This window comes from Mycobacterium sp. SMC-17 (assembly GCF_045310915.1).
Taxonomy (GTDB): Bacteria; Actinomycetota; Actinomycetes; order Mycobacteriales; family Mycobacteriaceae; genus Mycobacterium.
In genome coordinates this window covers 94,911-116,129 of the sequence record NZ_JBJIAK010000011.1, presented here as the reverse complement: position 1 = coordinate 116,129, position 21,219 = coordinate 94,911, and the positions used below count along the sequence as shown (strand labels likewise).

20 protein-coding genes are annotated in these 21,219 nt (G+C 67.0%); 12 read left to right on the top strand and 8 right to left on the bottom strand.

Annotation, left to right across the window (positions count from 1 at the left end):
- The first annotated feature begins 70 nt into the window (after window positions 1-70).
- Window positions 71-1,069 (top strand): DEDDh family exonuclease, encoded by a 999-nt coding sequence (locus ACJH7A_RS10160; protein ID WP_406774041.1) that lies wholly within the window; start codon window positions 71-73, stop codon window positions 1,067-1,069.
- Between the two features lie 108 nt (window positions 1,070-1,177).
- Entirely contained in the window at window positions 1,178-2,581 is a 1,404-nt protein-coding gene (locus tag ACJH7A_RS10155; RefSeq protein WP_406801880.1) for a DUF222 domain-containing protein, read from the top strand.
- Window positions 2,582-2,656: 75 nt separating this feature from the next.
- Here ACJH7A_RS10155 and ACJH7A_RS10150 read toward each other — a convergent pair whose 3' ends face one another.
- The 4 genes from ACJH7A_RS10150 to ACJH7A_RS10135 all read right to left on the bottom strand — a co-directional run bounded on the left by ACJH7A_RS10150 (window position 2,657) and on the right by ACJH7A_RS10135 (window position 7,867).
- Window positions 2,657-4,108, bottom strand: a complete 1,452-nt coding sequence (locus ACJH7A_RS10150; RefSeq protein ID WP_244872743.1) for a carotenoid oxygenase family protein — start codon at window positions 4,106-4,108, stop codon at window positions 2,657-2,659.
- Between the two features lie 69 nt (window positions 4,109-4,177).
- Window positions 4,178-5,458: a hypothetical protein gene (locus ACJH7A_RS10145; RefSeq protein WP_406801879.1), complete on the bottom strand. Its 1,281-nt coding sequence runs from the start codon at window positions 5,456-5,458 to the stop codon at window positions 4,178-4,180.
- Window positions 5,455-5,865 carry a hypothetical protein gene (locus ACJH7A_RS10140; RefSeq protein WP_406801878.1) on the bottom strand — a complete coding sequence of 137 codons (411 nt, stop codon included), beginning with the start codon at window positions 5,863-5,865 and terminating at the stop codon, window positions 5,455-5,457. Before ACJH7A_RS10140 ends, ACJH7A_RS10145 begins: the two co-directional genes overlap by 4 nt.
- 166 nt (window positions 5,866-6,031) lie before the next feature.
- Window positions 6,032-7,867, bottom strand: a complete 1,836-nt coding sequence (locus tag ACJH7A_RS10135) for a hypothetical protein (protein WP_406801877.1) — start codon at window positions 7,865-7,867, stop codon at window positions 6,032-6,034.
- Between the two features lie 138 nt (window positions 7,868-8,005).
- On the opposite strand from ACJH7A_RS10135, the gene ACJH7A_RS10130 reads away from it, so the two are divergent.
- On the top strand, window positions 8,006-8,659 hold the full coding sequence (locus tag ACJH7A_RS10130) for a TetR/AcrR family transcriptional regulator (RefSeq protein ID WP_406801876.1): 654 nt from the start codon (window positions 8,006-8,008) through the stop codon (window positions 8,657-8,659).
- A 10-nt stretch (window positions 8,660-8,669) separates the two neighbouring features.
- Here the strand turns inward: ACJH7A_RS10130 and leuA are convergent, their stop codons facing one another.
- Window positions 8,670-10,484, bottom strand: a complete 1,815-nt coding sequence (leuA, locus tag ACJH7A_RS10125) for a 2-isopropylmalate synthase (protein WP_406784022.1) — start codon at window positions 10,482-10,484, stop codon at window positions 8,670-8,672.
- Window positions 10,485-10,736: 252 nt separating this feature from the next.
- On the opposite strand from leuA, the gene ACJH7A_RS10120 reads away from it, so the two are divergent.
- From ACJH7A_RS10120 to ACJH7A_RS10105, 4 genes are all read left to right on the top strand, one after another.
- Window positions 10,737-11,237: a hypothetical protein gene (locus tag ACJH7A_RS10120; RefSeq protein ID WP_225433761.1), complete on the top strand. Its 501-nt coding sequence runs from the start codon at window positions 10,737-10,739 to the stop codon at window positions 11,235-11,237.
- Window positions 11,238-11,378: 141 nt separating this feature from the next.
- On the top strand, window positions 11,379-12,644 hold the full coding sequence (locus tag ACJH7A_RS10115) for an aspartate kinase (RefSeq protein WP_061001435.1): 1,266 nt from the start codon (window positions 11,379-11,381) through the stop codon (window positions 12,642-12,644).
- Window positions 12,645-12,646: 2 nt separating this feature from the next.
- On the top strand, window positions 12,647-13,684 hold the full coding sequence (locus ACJH7A_RS10110; protein ID WP_406801875.1) for an aspartate-semialdehyde dehydrogenase: 1,038 nt from the start codon (window positions 12,647-12,649) through the stop codon (window positions 13,682-13,684).
- Window positions 13,685-13,734: 50 nt separating this feature from the next.
- Window positions 13,735-14,805, top strand: coding sequence for a DUF4185 domain-containing protein (locus ACJH7A_RS10105; RefSeq protein ID WP_406801885.1), 1,071 nt, complete (start codon window positions 13,735-13,737; stop codon window positions 14,803-14,805).
- Window positions 14,806-14,814: 9 nt separating this feature from the next.
- Here the strand turns inward: ACJH7A_RS10105 and ACJH7A_RS10100 are convergent, their stop codons facing one another.
- The gene (locus tag ACJH7A_RS10100; RefSeq protein ID WP_212807362.1) at window positions 14,815-15,090 is read right to left on the bottom strand and encodes a barstar family protein; all 276 of its coding nucleotides are present in this window, start codon (window positions 15,088-15,090) and stop codon (window positions 14,815-14,817) included.
- Window positions 15,087-15,557 (bottom strand): ribonuclease domain-containing protein, encoded by a 471-nt coding sequence (locus ACJH7A_RS10095; RefSeq protein ID WP_406801874.1) that lies wholly within the window; start codon window positions 15,555-15,557, stop codon window positions 15,087-15,089. Before ACJH7A_RS10095 ends, ACJH7A_RS10100 begins: the two co-directional genes overlap by 4 nt.
- Before the next feature lie 163 nt (window positions 15,558-15,720).
- Here ACJH7A_RS10095 and ACJH7A_RS10090 point away from each other — a divergent pair, with 163 nt between their 5' ends.
- Window positions 15,721-16,170 (top strand): hypothetical protein, encoded by a 450-nt coding sequence (locus tag ACJH7A_RS10090; protein WP_406801873.1) that lies wholly within the window; start codon window positions 15,721-15,723, stop codon window positions 16,168-16,170.
- A 64-nt stretch (window positions 16,171-16,234) separates the two neighbouring features.
- Here the strand turns inward: ACJH7A_RS10090 and ACJH7A_RS10085 are convergent, their stop codons facing one another.
- Window positions 16,235-16,891, bottom strand: a complete 657-nt coding sequence (locus ACJH7A_RS10085; RefSeq protein WP_318985357.1) for a helix-turn-helix domain-containing protein — start codon at window positions 16,889-16,891, stop codon at window positions 16,235-16,237.
- Window positions 16,892-16,946: 55 nt separating this feature from the next.
- Between ACJH7A_RS10085 and ACJH7A_RS10080 the strand changes: the two genes are divergently transcribed.
- Genes ACJH7A_RS10080 through ACJH7A_RS10065 form a run of 4 tightly spaced genes read left to right on the top strand, consistent with a single transcriptional unit; the run spans window position 16,947 to window position 21,206 of the window.
- Window positions 16,947-17,972, top strand: coding sequence for an MCE family protein (locus tag ACJH7A_RS10080; RefSeq protein WP_406801872.1), 1,026 nt, complete (start codon window positions 16,947-16,949; stop codon window positions 17,970-17,972).
- Window positions 17,965-19,140, top strand: coding sequence for an MCE family protein (locus ACJH7A_RS10075; protein WP_406801871.1), 1,176 nt, complete (start codon window positions 17,965-17,967; stop codon window positions 19,138-19,140). Before ACJH7A_RS10080 ends, ACJH7A_RS10075 begins: the two co-directional genes overlap by 8 nt.
- A 44-nt stretch (window positions 19,141-19,184) precedes the next feature.
- Entirely contained in the window at window positions 19,185-20,357 is a 1,173-nt protein-coding gene (locus ACJH7A_RS10070; protein ID WP_406801870.1) for an NADH:flavin oxidoreductase, read from the top strand.
- Between the two features lie 12 nt (window positions 20,358-20,369).
- Entirely contained in the window at window positions 20,370-21,206 is an 837-nt protein-coding gene (locus ACJH7A_RS10065) for a mycofactocin-coupled SDR family oxidoreductase (protein ID WP_406801869.1), read from the top strand.
- The last annotated feature ends 13 nt before the right edge of the window (window positions 21,207-21,219 follow it).

Here is a 21,219-nt window from a genome sequence, read left to right as displayed (position 1 = left end):
GCCTGATTCGGACGGCGACACGCTGTGGTGCCCGCCGAATCTTGTCAGGGGTCCGTGCCATCCTTGCCACGTGGGCGAAACCAACCTCGGCTGGGGCCGACCGGCCACCGATGCCGGTGCGGGTTGGGCCGTCGTCGACGTCGAGACGTCAGGTTTCGATCCCGGCCATGCCCGCGTCATCAGCGTCGCGGCGCTGGCCCTCGGCGACGACGGCAACGTCGAGCATTCGTTCAGCAGCCTGCTCAATCCGGGCGTCGATCCCGGCCCCACGCACGTGCACGGCCTGACCTCCGAGATGCTCGCGGGACAACCGACGTTCGGTGAGGTCGTCGGCGACCTGGCTGCCGTGCTGTCCGGCCGCACGCTGGTCGCCCACAACGCCGGTTTCGACTACGCCTTTTTGGCCGCCGAGTGCGAGCGCGTCGGCGCGGTGCTGCCCGTCGACAGCGTCATGTGCACCGTCGAGCTGACCCGCCGGCTCAACCTGGGCACCGAAAACCTGCGCCTCGAGACGCTCGCGACGCACTACGGCGCGACGCAGATTCGCCCGCACGACGCCCTCGACGACGCCATGGTGCTGGCCCAGATCCTCAAACCGGCGCTGGCTGCGGCGCGTGAGCACCGGCGCTGGCTGCCCATTCGGAATGTGGGTCGTAAGCGCTGGCCCAGTGGCGCCATCACACACGACGAACTCCGGCCGCTGAAGGTGCTGGCGTCCCGGCTGCCATGTGATTACGCCAACCCGGGCCGGTTCGTGCCGGGACAGCCCTTGGTGCAGGGCATGCGGGTGGCGCTGTCGGCCGAGATGGTCCGCACGCACGAAGAGATCATCGAGCGCATCGTGCACGTCGGGCTGTCCTACTCCGACAGCGTCGACGCCCAGACCTCGCTGGTCATCTGCAACGAGCCGGCGCCCGCGCAGGGCAAGGGCTATCAGGCTCGCGAGCTCGGCGTGCCGCTGGTTTCCGACGCCGAATTCATGACGCTGCTGGGCCATGTGGTCGGCGGCTCGGATGTCGAGGAATTCGTCGACCGGACCCCGGCCGGCGACCAGTTCATGCTGTTCTAGCAGTCTCTGCTAAAAACTTTGGTCACTTTGATTTCGCTGGTCACAGTGCGTAACTAGCGTCACATTTGCGGCGTTTTCTTGTCGGTGGTTCGAACTAGTGTTCGACGTATGGGATTGGGTGATCCGGCTGCTGTCGAGGAGGCGTACGCCGCCTACGAGGCGGCGCATGCGCGGCTGGCGTCCCTGGATTACAGCGGTCTGGATGTGCCGACGTTGTTGGAGTTGCAGTCCCGCCGCGAAACCTTGAGGTGTGCGGCCGAGGCTGTCGATCACCAGATTTTGGCGGCCGCACAGACCCAAGCCACGGCCAAAGACATCGGGGCCAAGGATTGGCCTGAGGTGTTGCATGTGCGGTTGCGGATCAGCCGGGAGGAGGCCCGCCGGAGGGTGCGGGACTGCGACCACCTGGGCCCGCGCTCGGCGATCACCGGGGAGCCGTTGGGTCCGGTGTGGGAACTGGTGGCCGCCGCGCTGGCCGAGGGTGCGATCAACAGTGAGCACGTGCAGGTGATCACCTGGTTCTTCGGCAAGGTCCCGTTGTGGGCGGCCGACCCGGTCACGTTGTTGCAGTGCGAAACCGATCTGGTGGCCGACGCCCGGGTCAAAACCCCCGAAGACCTCCGCAAGGTCGCGGCGGACCTGTTGTACAAGCTGGATCAGGACGGCCCCGAACCCGACGACGACGAGCCGGACCCGAAGCGGTCGTTCGTCATGGGCAAGCAGCGGCCTGACGGACGCACCGACGTCACCGCCGAACTCGACCCCGAAGGGCGGGCTTACTGGGACGTGTTGTTCGAGAAGTACGCCGCCCCGGGTATGTGCAACCCGGCCGATCCGCAGCCCTGCTACTCCGGGACCCCGACCCAGGAACAGATCGACAACGACACAAGGACTGTGGCGCAGCGGCAGTACGACGCGTTCAAATTCGTGGGCCGGATGATGCTGGCCACCGGAACCTCCGGGGTGCACAACGGGTTCCCGGTCGCGGTGGTCGCCACCTGCACCGTCACCGACCTGGAAAAGCGCGTCGGGATGGCGCTCACCCACACCGGTACCAAGCTGCCGGTCAAGGATCTGGTGCGGATGGCCGCGCAAGGCTCGGACAACTACCTCGCCATCTTCGATAACCACACCGGCCAACCCCTCTATCTGGGCCGAGCAGCCAGAACCGCCAGCACAGCACAACGGTTTGCGTTGTTCGCCCGCGACCACGGCTGCACCCGACCCAACTGCACCGCCCCCGCCTCCCGCTCGCAGGCTCATCACATCACCAACTGGCGCGACGACGGACTGACCAACATCGACACCATGACCCTGGCCTGCGGCCGCGACAACCGCCTGGCCGACACCGGCGGCTGGACCACCACCATGGGCCCCCACGGCAGAACCCACTGGACCCCACCACCACTACTGGACGTCGGCCAACCCCGAACCAACCACTACCACCACCCCACGCTCTACCCGACCGAAGGTGAGGACGCCGATGGCGAAAGTGACAGTCCTGCAAGGTGAGTCACCGCCACCACCGATCGGGTGCGGCGTGGCACGAGGCTGCCCAGGGCTTGGGCCGGTGCCGAAAGCGGGTGTTCAGCCCGCGATGCGCCGGCTGAATGTGCCGTGGAACCCGATCGGCAAGTGGTGCTCCAAATGCGCAGTGGCCAGCGGCCCGTCCTCGATGGTGCGGGCATCGAAGATCACGAGTTGCGAACGATGGCTCCGCAGATCGTGATTGAGCACCAGCAGCCAACCGTCGTCCTCGGCGGCCGTGCGGGAGCGGGGTACGAACAACGGTTCACCCGTCTGGGCCAGACCGAAATCGAACGTGGTCTGTACGCCGGTTCGGTGGTCGATGCGCGTCACCGCGTTGTAGTGGCCCACGTCCTCGGTGGCCTTGCAGGCGTAGGTGACGTTGTGCTGCAGCGTCGAACGGCGCCAGTCGTACTGCGGGAATTCCATTGGCGCCGTTGCTGATAGCACCGTCTCGCTGATTCGTCCCGACTTGCTGATGCGGAAGCGCGAGAGGTGTCCGCGGGGCCACTCATCGATGGTCAGGTGCGCACGGGGATCGGTCGGATCGGCCGGGTCCTGCCACGCCTTACCGAGCTTGCCGAAGATGTCCGAGTCCTCGAACCGGAAGAACTCCACGACGGTGTCGGAGCCGTCCTCGAAGGCGTTGGTGACGTGGATGTGCGTCAGTGCCTCGTGCTCGATGATGCGGGGCTTGGACCCGTCCCGCGGCACCAGGGCGAACCGCGTCGAGCCGTTGCGGGTCTGGTATTCGAGGGCCTTCGCGAGCGATCGGGTTCGCAGCAGCGTCGGAATGTTGGGGCGCAACGGATCCAGCACGAACACCATGTGGTTCTCGGTGAGGGCGAAGTCGTGGTTCCACACCATGTCCCACAACTTCAGTGAGCTGATCTGGTGGCTCCGGCCGGCGCGGTCCACCTTGAAGCACCGCAGTCGCGGCGTGGGCAGCAGGTCGAGGCCGAAGTTGTAGACGTCGCCGGTGTGCGGATCCCATTTCGGGTGGGCGGAGAAGGAGCCGAGATAGCCGAGGCGGTCACCGTCGAAGCGCTTGTAGCCCAACGTGTCCAGTGAGTCCGGATCGATCTGGTACGGCGGGCCGCCCTCCCACATGGCCAGGAGTTCGCCGCAGATCGTGGCCATGTTGGTGTTGCCGGTGTTGGCCGGCGGCAGCAGGTTGCCGCGCAGGGTCGGGGCGTTGGTGGTGATGCCGCGCTGGCTCATCACATCGCCGCTGCGGTACTGCTTGGTGCGCACATAGCGGTTGGTGAAACGCACGGACTTCCCGTCGAGGACGAAACGGGACACCATGCCGTCGGCGTCGAACATGGTCTTGAGCACGGTGTCGCCGACCTCGAACTTGCCGGGGCCGATGCGGAACAGCGTGCCGGTCAGCTCGGGTGGCAGGGTGCCGTCGATGCGTGCGACCTGGTAGTCCATTTCGTCGTACAGCGACGCGAAGGCGCGGCCGTGCAACTGCTTGAGCGTGGGTTCCGCGGGCACTGTGGCTGTCATGCCACCTCCATCTGATGACGTGTGTCCTCAGTTTTGTGCCGCGCCCCGGCGATGTCAAGGTTTCAGGCGTCAACCGCCGAAGAGCAGGTACAGCCCCGTGAACGTGTAGCCGACCATCACCAGCATCATCGCGAGCTGCCCGGTGAGCTGATGGCGCTTGGGCAGTACGCGCAGCGCGCAGTCGTGTGCGGCGACGACGCCCGCGATGTGCCCCGCCACCACGAACAACACCTTCGTCGTGGCCAGCACCGACGGGTGCATGGACAGCACGTAATACACCTGCGCATCGTGCAGGCCCAGGAGCTGGAAGACGGTCTGCTGACCCTTCTCGACGAGATAGGTCAGGTAATGCGCGAACACGTAGCCGATGACGATCGGGATGAGGGAGTGCGCCATCAAACCGGGCAGCTCCCGGCGCCGCGCGCGGTCCACGCCGCCGGTGGCGCGGGCAGCGAGGCTGAACGACAGCGCGACCGTCGTGACAAACACCGCCAGCCCAAGGGTTTTCATCGCGGTGACCTGCCAGCCGCCGTGCGCGTGCGCTTCGACGAACCCCCGCCATGTCGGCGTCGCCGAGAAACTGTCGAAGGCCGTCGAGCCCAGCAGCACCGCGAGCACCGTCACCGTGGCCGGCCGGACCGGCAGTGTGGGTAGGTGATTGAACGGATTGCCGATGGCGATCTGCCCATCGGCGTTGCGCCGCACCGGCGCACACCGTGACGCCACCACGCTGTACACCTCGAACGGGTCGGCATGCGAGCACCACCGGGTGCCGCACACGACCGCCCCGGTCAGCGTCACACAGAGATAGACCAGCAGCCAGATACGCACGGCGCCAACCGAACCCGGGTCAGGGCTGGCCAGCTCGAGCCAGACGAACGCGAAGAGCCCGGCCGCCGCCGGCCAATAGCCGAGCCGCGCGGGATACGCGTCCCGGCTCAGCCGCAGCAGCCGGGCGATGGTCCGCACCGGCGACAACACCCGCCACACTGGGCCCAAAAGCACTGACAGCGCGACGATTCCGACCCACAGCAGTACATAGAACACTCCCGGCAGCGGGTTGCCGGATCCGGCAGGCGCGACGATGGACGCCACCGCGACCCACACCGCGAACGCCAGAGCCAGCAGCCCGACCGTCCAGCGCGTGGCGGGCGCGTCGACGGCCGTCGTCACCCAGCGCGGCAACGGGCGTCCCGGCGTCTGCGGATCGAACCGCGGCTTGCGCCACGCCAGTGCCACCACCGCGAAGGTGAAGGTCAACGCCCATGCCGCGCCGATCAGGGCGTACGTCACGGGGATGGGCAGATCAGTCGATCCGCCCAGCCCGTGCGCGAGGACCGAAGAGGTCACTGCACCGTGATCGTGGCGACCGTCTTGTCCAGGTGGTGCAGCTCGACATCGACCTTGCCCGGCACGCTCACCGTGAACTGGAACTGCTGATCCTTCGCCGGCTTGATGTCGAAGGTGTGCTCGGGACTCGAGTGCACATGCAGCTGGTCGGCGGCGTCACTGTTGACCCGCAGGATGATCGGCTCGCCGAGCTTGGCCTGCACCTGCTGGTTGAGTGGCGTGGCGGTGCCGCCGGCGATGGTCACGTCGACGTAGACGCGCGCCGGCGGGGCCTGCTGGTTGCTGAACTGCGGTGTGGCACTTGCGGTGGCACTCGGTGAGCTGCCGGTCGACTTGTCGTTGCCACCGCAGCCGGCAAGCGCCAGGGCGACAGCGCCGGCCACGGCGAAGGTCTTCACAAAGGTCACGCGGAACCGTCCTCATCGGTTGAACCTGGTGTCTCCGAGTCGGTTTCGTCACCGTCGGAGCCGGCGCGCCGGTCTTTCATGGCAACCCAGGCCACGACCCCGGCCACGACGAAAGCAGGAGCGAACGCCGGCAGTGCCAACAATAGCGAGTGATCGGCGAGATAGGTCACGGCTGTCCGACGGGTTCCCTGGTCTCGGTGGCGCTGAACTGTTCACGCGAATTGATCCGTCCCGCACCCCAACTCAGCAACGCGATGAGGATCAGCGAGCAGACCAGCACGATCAGGGACGCCGCCGGGTACAGCCACGACGGCACGTCGAGGTTGCGTTCGCGCTGCAGGACCTTGATCTCTTCCATGAAGTCGCGGGTCGTCGAGATCGCGGGTGTCTCCTCGGCACCGATACCGGGGTCGGCCGGCAGATACACCGGGACCGCGGCCATCGTCCGCCCGTCCTGTACGCGCAGCACCGTCTTCCACGTGCCCCAGACGGGGATCGGCCGGGTGGACCGGTAGTGGCCCGGACCCACCTGCTGCAGGTGGTCGACGACCAGGCCGCGCTCATTGGCGAGCTTGCCCTGCCACGCCATCAGCGTCACCCACTCCGGGTCGTCACTGACGAGGTTGGTCGGCGTGATCTGGATGTCGGCGTTCACCAGGCGCTCACCGGCGGGGCTCGGTGCATCGGTGAGGGTGATCTGCGCGCGGGCGTGCTCCGGGACCGTGACATTCAGGCCATTGGTGACGGCGGCGCCGATCACCAGGACAGTGGCGACCACGATGCCGATACCGATCGGCCGCGCGGGCAGGCGCTGACCGGACAGCACGATGGCGAGCAGCGCGCCGCACATACCCATACCGATGGCGACGGGCGTCGACATCGTCAGCGCCTCACCCCACATGCTGCTGGGCCACGGCGTGCGGAACATGGAGTCGACCCAGAACGATTCCAGCCACATCCCGACGGTCCCCACGCCCAGACCGGCCACCGCGCCGAACAGGATCGGACGGTTGACGAGGGGCGTCAGCCCGATCAGTTCCACGACGACGGCCGAGCCGAGGTAGAGCGCGAACCAGCTGTACGGAGAACCGAGAATCGGCCCGACCGCCAGGATGACCAGGCCCCGGATGAACCAGGAGAAGGCGATGGCGCCGAAGGTGGAGAACCGCCCGAGCGTGAGCCGCGTGGCCACCAGCGACATGGCCGCGGCGGCGGCGATCAGCATGGGATGCAGCACCAGCCGGAACTGTTCGACGCCGAAGTCGTATTCGACCGGGAACACCGACAGACCGATCACCAGACCGCCGAAGGCCAGGTACGGCAGCACCTTGTTGCGGGCGGCCGGGGCGTCGGCGCCCATCGCGATATCACCCTCGCGCTCGAGGAGCAGCGTGGCGACCAGCGACAGACCGGCGCCGCCGATGAGCATCAAATGTGTTGGGCCCCAGAGCGTGACGTCCTGACCGAAGATCCGGTGCCAGATGTCGTCGAGCGGAAAGCCGATGAGCGCGTACAGGCCGCAACCGGCCATCAGCACGCCGCCGACGGGCGCGTACCAGGTTTTGGTGATCTTGATGGCGGCCGGACCGGGTTTGTCGTACGGCAGGATGATCGACAGCGAGCCGGCGATGAACAGCAGGAACAGGCCGACCAGGATGAAGTAGTGGGCCGGGTTGGCCAGCGGGCCGGCGTCGCGGCCCTTGCCGATGTGCAGGCTGACATCCCAGATGAAGCCGAACATCGCGCAGATGATCGTCGAGATGAACAGCAGCGAGGGCAGCGCCACCCAGCTGGGCCGGTTCATCTTGCGGCCGGCCTTGTCGGCCAGGTCTTTCAGCCAGGTGATGCGGCGTTGCCGGTGCAGATAGCCGATCCACAACAGGCCGGCCGTGATGATGCCCGTGGCCACGGACATCCCGATCACCTGGTCGAGGGCGGCGCCCCCGCCTTCGGTTCCGGCGGCGGCCACCAACGTGACCTGCTCGGCGAGCTGTGCTGCCATGTTCCACCCCACTATGTAGATGAACCCTGAACCTTACTCGTCGGTAATATTGCCAGAAGACCGAGTTTGAAACCGGTGTCCGTCTTCCTTCTTCGGATTTTGACATCATGTGGCAGTCGGAGGGAGGGGTTGCGCCAGATGGCTGACGACGGATCGGGCGGCGCGCCGCAGCGCAGGTACTCCGGCAGGTCAGCGGAGGAGCGACGGGCCGATCGACGGCGGTTGCTACTGGACGCGGCCGAGTCGTTGTGGCGTGAAGGCGGGCTGTCGGCGCTGAGTGTCCGTGCGGTCTCGGCGCGCGCCAAGCTCACGGACCGCTACTTCTACGAGCAGTTTGCCGGCCTCGGTGCGTTGATCGGCGCCGTCATCGACGACGTGTTGGAAGGGCCGTTCGCCGCGATGCTGGCCGGAGGGAGTGCGCCCGAGTCGGCGACGGTCCAGACGCGGCTGACGCTGGGTCTGGCCGGGTTCATCGAGCATGCCGAGAGCGACCCGCTGGCCGTTCGGATCTTCCTGACCGACGCCCGGCACATCGAATCGGTCTCCGAGCACATCCGGATGGCGCAACACCGGGTGGCTGCCGCCATCCTGGCGTTACTGCAGCCCGACCGCGACGCCGATCAGGAGAGCTTCGACGCGGCGCTCTTCTGTGTCGGCGGCGTCGCCACGCTCATCAACGAACGGCTGCTCGACGAGACCAAAACCGTTACCGCACAAGACTTTGCGGAACAGGCGGTCGGCTGGTGTGCCCGGGTCCTCCGGGTGTCGGAGGAGCCGGGCGCGCCGAGCTGACAGTCGTCGACTAGCCGCGCGCGGCCCGGTTCACCGCCGAGACGACGGCCCGCAGCGACGCCGTGGTGATCGACGGCGCGATGCCGACGCCCCACACCGTCTTGCCGCCGATCGACGCCTCGACGTAGGCCGCAGCCTGAGCTTCCTCACCGGCCGACATGGCGTGCTCGGAGTAGTCCAGGACGTTGACGTGGAAGCCGACGGCACCCAGCGCGTCGGTGAACGCCGCCAGCGGGCCGTTGCCGGCCCCGACGATCTCGCGCTCCTCGCCGTCGATCTTCACGATGGCGGTGATGGTGTCGGTGCCGCCGTCCTCTTCGGACGCGTCGACACGCTGCCGCATGCGCTCCAGCGGGGTGATGGGCGCCAGGTACTCCTCATTGAAGACGTCCCACATCTCCTTCGGGGAGACCTCGCCGCCTTCACCGTCGGTGATCTTCTGGATGGCCTGGCTGAACTCCATCTGCAGTCGGCGCGGCAGCACCAGCCCGTGGTCGGCCTTCATGATGTAGGCGACGCCGCCCTTGCCGGACTGCGAGTTAACGCGGATGACGGCTTCGTACGTGCGGCCGACGTCCTTCGGATCGATGGGCAGGTACGGCACCTGCCACAGGATGTCGTCGACGTCGGCGTCGGCGGCATCTGCGTCGACCTTCATCTGGTCCAGGCCCTTGTTGATGGCGTCCTGGTGGCTGCCGGAGAACGCCGTGTAGACCAGGTCGCCGCCGTAGGGGTGGCGCTCGGCGACGGGCAGCTGGTTGCAATACTCGACGGTGCGACGGATCTCGTCGATGTTGGAGAAGTCGATCTGCGGGTCGACACCGCGGCTGAACAGGTTCAGGCCCAGCGTCACCAGGCAGACATTGCCGGTGCGCTCACCGTTGCCGAACAGGCAGCCCTCGATGCGGTCGGCGCCGGCCAGGTAGCCCAGCTCGGCGGCCGCGACGCCCTCGCCGCGGTCGTTGTGCGGGTGCAGGCTCAGGATGATCGAGTCGCGCGGCGTCAGGTGCCGGTTCATCCACTCGATCGAGTCGGCATAGACGTTCGGCGTCGCCATCTCGACGGTCGCCGGCAGGTTCACGATCAGCGGCCAATCGGGCGTGGGCTGCACGACCTCGGCGACCGCGTTGCACACCTCGACGGCGTACTCCAGCTCGGTGCCGGTGTAGGACTCGGGGGAGTACTCGAAGCGCCACAGCGTGCCGGGGTACTTCTTGGCCTCTTCGACGCACAGCTTCGCGCCGTCGGTGGCGATCTTCTTGACGGCCTCGCGGTCGGCGCGGAACACCACGCGGCGCTGCAGGATCGACGTCGAGTTGTAGAAGTGCACGATCACGCGCGGCGCGCCGTTGCAGGCCTCGAAGGTGCGCTCGATCAGCTCCGGCCGGCACTGCGTCAGCACCTGGATGGTGACGTCGTCGGGAATCGCGCCCTGCTCGATGATCTCGCGGACGAAGTCGAAGTCGGTCTGGCTGGCCGACGGGAAGCCGACCTCGATCTCCTTGTAGCCCATGCGGACCAGCAGGTCGAACATCCGGCGCTTGCGCTCCGGGCTCATCGGATCGATCAGGGCCTGGTTGCCGTCGCGCAGGTCGACCGCACACCAGCCGGGTGCCACGGTGGCGACCTTGTCGGGCCACGTGCGGTCGGGCAGGGAGATCTTCTCGACCTCGTCGGCGAAGCTGCGATACCGGTTGACCGGCATCGCGGAATTGCGCTGGGTGTTCCAGGACGGCTGGCCCTCACGGCGTGGGCCGGACGGGGTGGTGATGGCGCGTACCGACGAGAAGGAGTCGGCAGAAGAATCGGGAGAGTAGGTGGTCACGGTTTTTTGCTCCGGTCTGTCTTGATGGGACCTAGAAGAAGGTCAGGACCGGCGCATCTCAAACCCCCGCGACGGGAGGCCGGTCGGATCAGACCCCGTCGCGGCGTCCGAGGAGGAGCACCCGCGCGCTATACATCACTGGCGAGTTTACTCCGGTCCGGTAGATCGCCAAAACGAGGTCGGGCTGTCGGGTGACAACGTCCTGGCCAGGTGTAATGGGCGTGGTGCCAGCTGTGCCGATACAGTTCGACCGTGTTGACGAGATGGTTGTTGAGCCTGGACCGCAGCTGGAAGATCGGCATCGCGGTCGCGCTCGCCGTCGTCATCGGCCTCGTGGTGTGGCAGACCGAGTTCCGCGGGCCGACGCCGGAGTGCAAACCGGTGCGCGACATGCTCGACTACAACAAGGCGCAGGCCGTGCAGATCGAGTCGAAGATCGACAAGAACAACAATGGCGTCCCGACCATCGCCGAGGAGACGGCCTACCGGGCCTGGGCCGACGGTATGGCCGAGCGGGCGCAGAAGGTCACCGGCGACAAGGTTGCCGCCAACGCCGTGCAATTGGCGACGCTGGCCTCGCAGTTCGCCTCGGCGCTGGACGCCTACCGGATCGCCGCCCAGGGCCGGGCGCCCGGCGCCCCCGCGCCGACCGAGGCCTACCAGCTGTCGGCGATCAACGCGCAGATCACCGAACAGATGAAGGCGCTGACCGACGCCTGCCCGGCACAGCGGAAGCTCACCGACATCTTCTGATCCGGGCGGGAGTGACGAACGTCTCCCGCCCTGCAGGTCCGGCAGGTGACCGGGCAACAAAATCGGGTTCACCCCTCCCTTATCCTTGGAGCAGCATTGATGCGAATGCTTGCTGCCAATTCAGAGAAGGAAACGCGAACAGTGGCGCTCGTCGTCCAGAAGTACGGCGGATCTTCGGTGTCGGACGCCGAGCGAATCCGTCGAGTCGCCGAGCGAATCGTCGAAACCAAGAAGGCCGGCAATGACGTCGTCGTCGTGGTCTCGGCCATGGGCGACACCACCGATGATCTGCTGGATCTGGCCCGCCAGGTCTCCCCGGCGCCACCGGCCCGGGAGATGGACATGCTGCTCACCGCGGGTGAGCGCATCTCGAACGCGCTGGTCGCCATGGCCATCGAGTCCCTCGGCGCGCAGGCCCGGTCGTTCACCGGCTCGCAGGCCGGCGTGATCACCACCGGCACGCACGGCAACGCCAAGATCATCGACGTCACCCCGGGCCGTCTGCGCGACGCCCTCGACGAGGGCCTGATCGTGCTGGTCGCCGGCTTCCAGGGGGTCAGCCAGGACAGCAAGGACGTCACCACGCTGGGCCGTGGTGGTTCGGACACCACCGCCGTGGCGCTGGCCGCCGCGCTGAACGCCGATGTCTGCGAGATTTACACCGACGTGGACGGCATCTTCACCGCTGATCCACGCATCGTCCCCAATGCCCGTCATCTGGACACCGTCTCCTTCGAGGAGATGCTGGAGATGGCGGCCTGCGGAGCCAAAGTGTTGATGCTGCGCTGCGTGGAATACGCCCGCCGCTACAACGTTCCGATTCACGTCCGGTCCTCGTACTCCAACAAGACCGGCACCATCGTCAAAGGATCGATCGAGGACATCCCCATGGAAGACGCCATCCTCACCGGAGTCGCGCACGACCGCAGCGAGGCGAAGGTCACCGTCGTCGGCGTGCCCGACGTGCCGGGCTATGCCGCCAAGGTGTTCCGCGCGGTCGCCGACGCCGACGTGAACATCGACATGGTGCTGCAGAACATCTCGAAGGTGGAGGACGGCAAGACCGACATCACCTTCACCTGTTCGCGCGAGAACGGCCCGGGCGCCGTCGAGAAGCTGACGTCGCTCAAGGACGAGATCGGTTTCTCTCAGGTTCTGTACGACGATCACATCGGCAAGGTGTCGCTGGTCGGCGCCGGTATGCGCAGCCACCCCGGCGTCACCGCCAAGTTCTGCGAGACGCTGGCCGAGGTCGGCGTCAACATCGACCTGATCTCGACCTCCGAGATTCGAATCTCGGTGCTGGTCAAGGACACCGAGCTGGACACGGCCGTCTCGGCGCTGCACGAGGCCTTCGGCTTCGCCAGTGAAGAGGCCGCCGTGGTGTACGGCGGAACGGGGCGCTAGTCATGGTGAACATCGGTGTGGTGGGTGCGACCGGCCAGGTCGGCCAGGTCATGCGCAAACTTCTCGAAGAGCGCGACTTTCCGGCGACCTCTGTGCGGTTCTTCGCCTCGGCGCGGTCCGAGGGCAAGAAGCTGACGTTCCGCGGCCAGGAGATCGAGGTCGAGAACAGCGAGACCGCCGACCCGTCGGGTCTGGACATCGCGCTGTTCTCCGCCGGCGCGACCATGTCGCGCGTGCAGGCCCCGCGCTTCGCCGCCGCCGGCGTGACGGTGATCGACAACTCGTCGGCATGGCGCAAGGATCCCGATGTGCCGCTGGTGGTTTCGGAGGTCAACTTCGAGCGCGACGTCCGCGGCAAGCAGCTCGCCAAGGGCATCATCGCCAACCCGAACTGCACCACGATGGCCGCCATGCCGGTGCTCAAGCCGCTGCACGACGAGGCCGGCCTGACCCGCCTCATCGTGTCGAGCTACCAGGCCGTGTCCGGTTCCGGACTCGCCGGCGTCGACGAACTGGCGTCGCAGGCCCGCGCCGTCATCGGCGGTGCCGAGCAGCTGGTGCACGACGGCTCGGCGCTGGAATACCCGGCACCGGTGAAATACGTTGCGCCCATTGCCTTCAACGTCATCCCGCTGGCCGGCTCGCTCGTCGACGACGGCTCGGGCGAGACCGACGAGGACCAGAAGCTGCGCAACGAGAGCCGCAAGATTCTCGGTATCCCGGAGCTGGCCGTGAGTGGCACCTGCGTGCGCGTGCCGGTCTTCACCGGACACTCGCTGTCGATCAATGCCGAATTCGCGCAGCCGCTTTCGGTTGAGCGGGCCCGTGAGCTGCTGGCCGAAGCGGCCGGCGTCTCGCTGGTCGACGTGCCGACGCCGCTGGCCGCCGCCGGTGCCGACGACTCGCTGGTGGGCCGCATCCGCCAGGACCCGGGCGTGCCCGACGGTCGTGGCCTCGCACTGTTCGTCTCGGGCGACAACCTGCGAAAGGGCGCGGCGCTCAACACTGTTCAGATCGCCGAGATGCTCGCCACGCGCTGATCTTGCGGGCGGGGGCAGCGTCGGTCGCGGCGCTGGTGCTCGGGTTCGGCATGGGGGTGCCGGCGGCGCATGCGGATCCGCCTGCGCCGGTACCGACTCCGGTGCTCAAACCGCTGGCCGTCGGGCAGGTGACACGCATCGGTCCGGTGGCCGGAACCGGCACGCCGACAGCCGATTACGGCATCGGTGCGACGGATCTCTGTGAATTCATGGAGTTCCCGAGCGGCATCCTTCAGGTCTGTGGCGACAGCTTCGCGGGGCAGGGTGTCGGATTCGGCGGCTGGTACGCGCCCGTCGCACTGCATGTCGATACTGACTCCATCAACTCGCCGGATGGCCTGCGGTACCGCGGCGTCATGGGCATCGACAAGCCGCTGCTCGCCGACGCCAAAGTTCCTGGCACGTCGCAACTTCCGGCCGGTGTGGTGAGCATCAACCGGGAGAACTACCTGTTGATCACCACCACGCGCGACCTCAGACCGGCGAGTTCGCGACTGGTCAAGGCCGACCCGGCGCGCGGCGCGTGGCCGACCGTGCCGGGTTCGGTGCGGCCGGCCGGCTATGCCGGGGGAGCGCAGAGTCAGATCACGGGCTACTACGACCCGGTGCCCACCGCGGACTCACCGCGCGGCTGGGTTTACCTGGTCGCCAACAACTTCGACCGCAGCAGCCCGGCCTACCTCTACCGGGCCACGCCGCAGGCGTTCACGGACCGATCCAGCTGGCAGGGCTGGTCCGCCACAGCGGGCTGGGGCAAACCGCCGACTCCGTTGTGGCGCGACCTGACCGGCGAGATGAGCATGAAGCAGGTCGACGGCAAGACCGTGCTGTCGTACTTCAACAGCAGCACCGGCAACATGGAGGTCCGCGTCGCGAACACGCCGACGGAACTCGGCACCGCGCCGGTGACGACGGTCGTCGTGGCCGGCGGCTGGCCCGAGCAGGCCGACGAACTGCCTGAGCCGCAAGACAATCAGCTGGCACAGCCGTACGGCGGCTACATCTCGCCGGGCTCGACGCTCGATGAACTGCGCATCCTGGTCAGCCAGTGGAACACCACGCCGCGCGATACCGCGCCCTACCGCGTCATCCAGTTCGCCGTGAATCCGGTCAAGTCCTAGGCGCTGTCGTCAGCGCAGCACCAGGTCGACGCCGGCGCTGTCGAACACCTCGAGCAGTCCGGACCAGGTGTGAGAATCCAACGCCTTCTTGGCTTTTGAACTGTCGGTCAGCACGAAGCGGAACGGCTCGTCGTCCGGCGTGCCGAAGCCGCCGCCGAGGCAGTCGGCCAGTGCGTCCAGATTGCTGCCGAAGTAGCCGCCGCTGCCGTTGACGGCGTGCCCCAGCTCGGTGAAAAGGTCTGCGCGGGAATGGATCCGCGCACCCCGCACGGTGAACGTCTTCACGCTCCTCCGATCTGGCAGAACGTCTCGTAGTGGTCGCCGGTGTAGTAGAACTCCGGTGGGTTGGTCGGCGGCTCGCCGCCGGTGATGACCCGTCGGGTGCCGCGCGTCTTCGCGCCCGGCGTGGGCACCGTGTACTCGTGGTAGTAGCCGCGCTGCTGGTTCGGCAGCCGGCGCTCGAAGTTGCCGAACACGATGCCGTCGCGTGAATAGGGGAACGGCCCGCCGCGGTGGATCAGGTCGACCGTGGTGGTGGTCTCGGGTGGCAGCGACGACAGCTGGCAGACGGGCAGCCCGGACTTGCTCTTGGTCGTCGGTGCCGGCGCTTGGGTGTGGGAGGCAGCCGTGGGCGACGCCGTCGGAGCCGGGCCCGTCAGTACGGCGGTCTGCTTCGCGCACGCCGGGGTGAGGGTCAGGAGCAACGCGGTGCCGCAGGCGAGAGCCGCGCCGCGCAGGGTGGTTCTGGACATCTCACCTTTTCTGCCGCGCGTGCTGATATCGGAGCGTCGGCCGGCCCCCAAAGCCCGGCCGAAGCTCCGCTACACAGGCCACGCTACCGCGCCGCGCGCCTCATAGCTGATTCTTACGCGCAACCTAGCCGCAGCAGTGGTTGACGGACGGATCATCGATGGCATGAGTGACGAAACCCCTAAAGAAACGCCAGAGGCGCCGGACACCCCGACGGACTCCTTCCCGCCCGTAGCAACGGCCACCGCAGTGGCCACGCCGCCCGCCGAGCACAAGCCCAGCAAGCTGAACAAGGTGCTGGCCTGGGTGGGCATCGTCGCGGGCATCGTGTTCATCGTCGCGACGATCTTCTTCTCCGGCTTCATTCTCGGCGCGCATTCCGGCGGCGGCCACCACGGCTGGCACAAGCACCACCGCGGGCATGACACCGCGGAGTTCCGCGAGGGCCACGGACCGCGCGGCGGCGGTATGTGGCACCCGATGTTCCCCGGCGGACCCGGCTGGCAGGGTCCCGGCGGGCAGGGCCCCGGCTGGCAGGGTCCCGGCGGACAGGGCCCCGGTGGCCCCGGACCGCAAGCACCCGGCCAGCCCGGACCGGCTCAGCCCGGTCGCTGACACCACCACAGTCCCGCATCACACGACAGGCCGTGCCCGCGCAGGGTGCGGCCTGTCGTCTGCTCTAGGCCTGCCCGTCGGCCGCCAGGCGGTTCGCGACCACTGCTCGATAGCCCGTGGTCAGCAGCTCGACGATCCGTTCCTCGAGCTCGGTGGAGTCGTCGTCGGCGGCGATGGTGGAGACGTACATGGCGGCACCCGCCGCCATGATCAGGACGGCGCGCGCATCCAGTTCCGCACTGCGCCGCTCCTCGGCGGTCTGTGCTCCGACGTCGTCGGCGAACAGTTCGACCGCCGGTCCCGTGAACCGATTCCACAGCGACCGCCCCAGCTGTTTGTCTTCGACCAGGGCCTGGGTCAGGTCGGGTGCCGCAGCCTTCATATCGGGGCGGTTGAACAGGGCACGGCTGCCGCGGACGACGAAATCGATCCAGCCGTAGACATCGGTGCCATCGAACGGCGTCAGGTCGGGTGCCACGCCCATCACCGCATCGATGACCAACGCGCCCTTCGACGGCCATCGCCGAGCCAGGCTGGCGCGCGTGACGCCGGAGCGCTGCGCAACGAGGCGCATGCTCAAATCCTGAAACCCGACCTCTGACAGGAGCTCTCGGGTCGCCGTCAGGACGCGATCGTCGATACTCGCGTCCCGTGGCCGGCCCGGGCCTGACTGACTGCTCACGGGTCCATCATCACAGCACCCGACTGTCGGCGATGCCATTGACGCCATGCCGGTAATTAGTGTACCACTGGATCACTAATTAAGGAGGTTGGCGATGGCCGCCGGGGCGAAGGTGACTGCGTTCACCGTGGTGATGCTGTTGGTCGCCGCCGCGCTGGTGGTGGTGTTCGGCCAGTTCCGGTTCGGGTCGGGCGAGCGGTACCACGCCCAGTTCACCGATGCCTCACGTCTGACAGCCGGTCAGGACGTGCGGATGGCCGGGCTGCCGGTGGGCAAGGTCGACCGCGTGTCGCTGCGCGCCGACAACACCGTCGACGTGCTCTTCAGTGTTGATTCGCGCTACCGCCTCTACACGTCGACCAGGGCCGTCATCCGCTATCTGAACCTCACCGGCGACCGTTATCTCGAATTGGCCTTCGCCGCAGGAGATTTGCACGAGCTGGCTGCGGGGGCGACCATCCCGCTGAGTCACACCCAGCCCGCCGTGGATCTCGACGCGCTCCTGGGCGGCCTGCGTCCCGTGCTCAAGGGCCTCGACGGCGACAAGGTCAACGCCATCACCGCCGCCGTCATCGATCTGCTCCAGGGCCAGGGCGGTGCTGTGTCCCAACTGCTTTCGACGACAGGAAACTTCGCGCAGAATCTCTCCGGCCGCGATCAGCTCATCGGCGACGTCGTCACCAACCTCAATACAGTGCTCGGCAGCGTGGATTCGAAGAGCCGGCAGTTCGGCACCAGTATCGACACGCTCCAGCAACTGCTGACCGGTCTGGCGCATGACCGTGACCCCATCGCCGGAGCCATCGGCCCGCTGGCCGCGTCGTCGGCGGAGCTGACCCAGATGCTCGAACGCTCCCGGCGGCCGGTCCAGGGCGTCCTCGAGAATGTGCGTCCCTTCGCGCAGCGGGTCTACGAGCGCAAGGCGGAGGTCAACGCCGCCATCGAGCCCCTCGCCGAGAGCTATCTGCGGCTCAATTCACTTGGCGCGTATGGTGCGTTCTTCAACATCTTCTTCTGCTCCAGCAAGATCAAGCTCAGCGGGCCGGCGGGTAGCGACATCATCATTCCCATCGGCGGAGCTCCCGACCCATCGAAGGGCCGGTGCTCGGAGAATGGGTGATCGCCGTATCGGGCTGCGCGGCCGCGCGATCCTGGCCTGTGTTGCCGCCGCTTTGTCGGGGTGCCAGTTCGACGGATTGAATTCCCTGTCGTTGCCGGGCACGGCCGGCCACGGCCCGGGCTCCTTCGAGGTGACCGTCGAGCTGGACAACGTCGTTGGCCTGCCGCAGAATTCGCCGGTAAAGGTCGGCGACGTGACAGTGGGAAGCGTCTCCGGCGTCGCCGTCAGGCAGCGCGCCGACAGCACCGTGTATGCGGCCGTTCGTCTTTCGCTGGACCGCCACGTGGATCTCCCCGAAAACGTGTCGGTGATGGTCGGGCAAACCTCGCTGTTGGGCTCCCAGCACGTCGAACTGGTGCCCCCGACCGCGCGGCCGGCAGCCGCCAAGCTGGCCGACGGCGCGTACCTCCGGCTCAGCCGGGTAGGTCACTATCCCACCACCGAAGAGGTGCTGGCCGCGCTCGGTGTCATCGTCAACAACGGCAATCTCGGTGCCCTGCAGGATATTACGAACGAGGCTTACGCCGCCGTGGCCGGCCGCGCGACGACGTTCACCGGATTGGTGGCGAAGCTGGCCGAGTTGACCGGCTTCCTCGATGCGCAAACGGGCACCATCATCACGGCGATCGAAGGCGTCGACCGGACAGCGGCAGCGTTGGCGCACGGCGCCGGCGCGCTGGCGCGGACGCTGGAGACGCTGCCCGCCGCACTCGATGCCCTGAACCGAAATCGCGCCGACATCGTCGCGGCGTTCGCCGCACTGCGCCGATTGGCGTCGACTGCCGAACGCGTTCTGTCGCAGACCAAGGACGACTTCGCTACCGATGTCAAGGACACATTTCCCATCATCAAGGCCCTCAACGACAACGCCGACGACTTCATTCACGATCTGGAAATCCTGCCCACGTTCCCGTTCTCCCAGAAGTACCTGCGTAACGCCGTTCGAGGCGACTATCTCAACGTCTTTTCGACGTTCGACCTCACCCTTCGGCGGCTCGGCGAAAACATGCTCACCACATCGGCCCTCGACCCGAACATGCCGCGGCTGTCCGAGATCGTCAATCCGCCGGATTTCCTGATCGGTGCGCTCGCCAATCTGTCCGGCCAGGCCGCCGACCCGTTCCAGATTCCGCCCGGAACTGCCACCCAGCACGGTGCTAAGCCGTGAAAGACGTTGTTGCAGCACGACTTATCGAAAGGAATCCGCGCAGAATGGCACCCGATCCCTTCCAGCCGGCCAAGCTCGGTCCGATCACGTTGCGTAATCGGGTCATCAAGGCCGCGACGTTCGAGGCGGCGACGCCGGATGCGCTGGTCACCGATGATCTGATCCGTTATCACCGGCTGCCCGCTGCGGGTGGGGTGGGGATGACGACGGTGGCCTATTGCGCGGTGGCCCCGGGTGGGCGTACCGATGGGTGGCAGTTGTGGATGCGCCCGGAGGCGATCCCGGGGCTGCAGAGGTTGACCGCGGCGGTGCATGGCGAGGGGGCGGCGATCAGCGCGCAGATCGGGCATGCCGGCCCGGTCGCCAATGCCCGCACCAACAAGGCCACGGCGTTGGCGCCGGTGCGGTTGTTCAATCCGCTGTCGATGCGCTTTGCCCGCAAGGCCACCCGGGCCGATATCGACGAGGTGATGGCCGCGCACGCGAACGCCGCCCGGTTGGCGATCGACGCCGGGTTCGACGCCGTCGAGGTGCACCTGGGCCACAACTACTTCGCGTCCTCGTTCCTGTCGCCGTTGATCAACAAGCGCCGCGATGAGTTCGGTGGCTCGCTGTACAACCGGGCCAAGGTGGCCCGCGGCACGGTGCAGGCCGTACGGGAGGCTGTGGGTGATCGGATCGCGGTGATCGCCAAACTCAACATGAGCGATGGCGTCCGGGGCGGTATCCCGATCCAGGAGTCGCTGCAGACGGCCACCTGGCTGCAAGAGGACGGCGCCCTGGATGCGCTCGAACTCACCGCGGGCAGTTCGTTGGTCAATCCGATGTACCTGTTTCGTGGTGATGCCCCGGTCAAGGAGTTCGCCGCGAATTTCAGGCCGCCGATCAGCTGGGGCATCCGGATGAGCGGCCACAAGTTTTTCCGCGAGTACCCGTACCAGGAGGCCTACCTGCTCGAGCAGGCCCGGCAGTTCCGGGCCGAACTGTCGATGCCGCTGATCCTGCTCGGCGGCATCACCAACCGCGAGAGCATGGATTTGGCCATGGCCGAGGGTTTCGAGTTCGTTGCGATGGGCCGGGCCCTGCTCGCCGAACCGGACCTGCTGGGCCGTATCCAAGCCGACAAGACGGTGAAATCGGGCTGCACACACTGCAATCTGTGCATGCCCACCATCTACAGCCGGACCCACTGCGTGGTCACCGGCAAGCCGAACTGAGATAGGAGCGGTATGGGCGACTTTGATGGCCGCGTTGCGCTGATCACCGGCGGCGCACGAGGAATGGGCCGATCGCACGCGGTGGCACTCGCCGAGGCGGGCGCGGATATCGCCATCTGCGACCGGTGCGAGAACAGCGACCAGATCGCATACCCGTTGGCGACGGAAGCGGATCTGGCCACCACGGCCGAGATGGTCGAGGCGACCGGAAGGCGTTGTCTCACAGCGAAACTGTCGACGGCCGACCGCGGTGCGCTGGAGCAGTTCGTGGCCCGCGCCGAGTCGGAGCTCGGGCGCGTGGACATCGCCGTCACCAATGCCGGCGTCAGTGCGATCGCGATGCTGCCCGATGTCCCGTCGGCACAGTGGGATGAAGTGATCGGGTCCAATCTCACCGGCACGTTCAACACCATCGCCGCGGTGGCGCCCGGGATGATCACGCGCGGATTCGGCCGGATCGTCACGGTGTCCTCGATGCTGGGCCGCAGCGGTAATTTCGCGCAGGCCGCGTATGCCGCCTCGAAGTGGGGCGTCATCGGACTGACCAAGGTCGCCGCGCACGATCTGGCCGGGTACGGCATCACCGTCAACGCGGTGGCGCCCGGCAACGTCGAAACCCCGATGACCTTCAACGACGCGTTGTTCGGCACCATGCGACCCGATCTGGAAAAGCCGACGCTCGCCGACGTGGAATCGGTGTTCGCGTCGTTGCACCTGCAGCCGGTGCCCTTCATGAAGCCCGCGGAGATCACGCGGGCGGTCATGTTCCTGGCGCACCCGGACAGCACCCACATCACCGGGACGGTCCTGCCGGTCGATGCGGGGGCCACCGCCCGGTTGACCGGCTGACACGAGGGCCGCA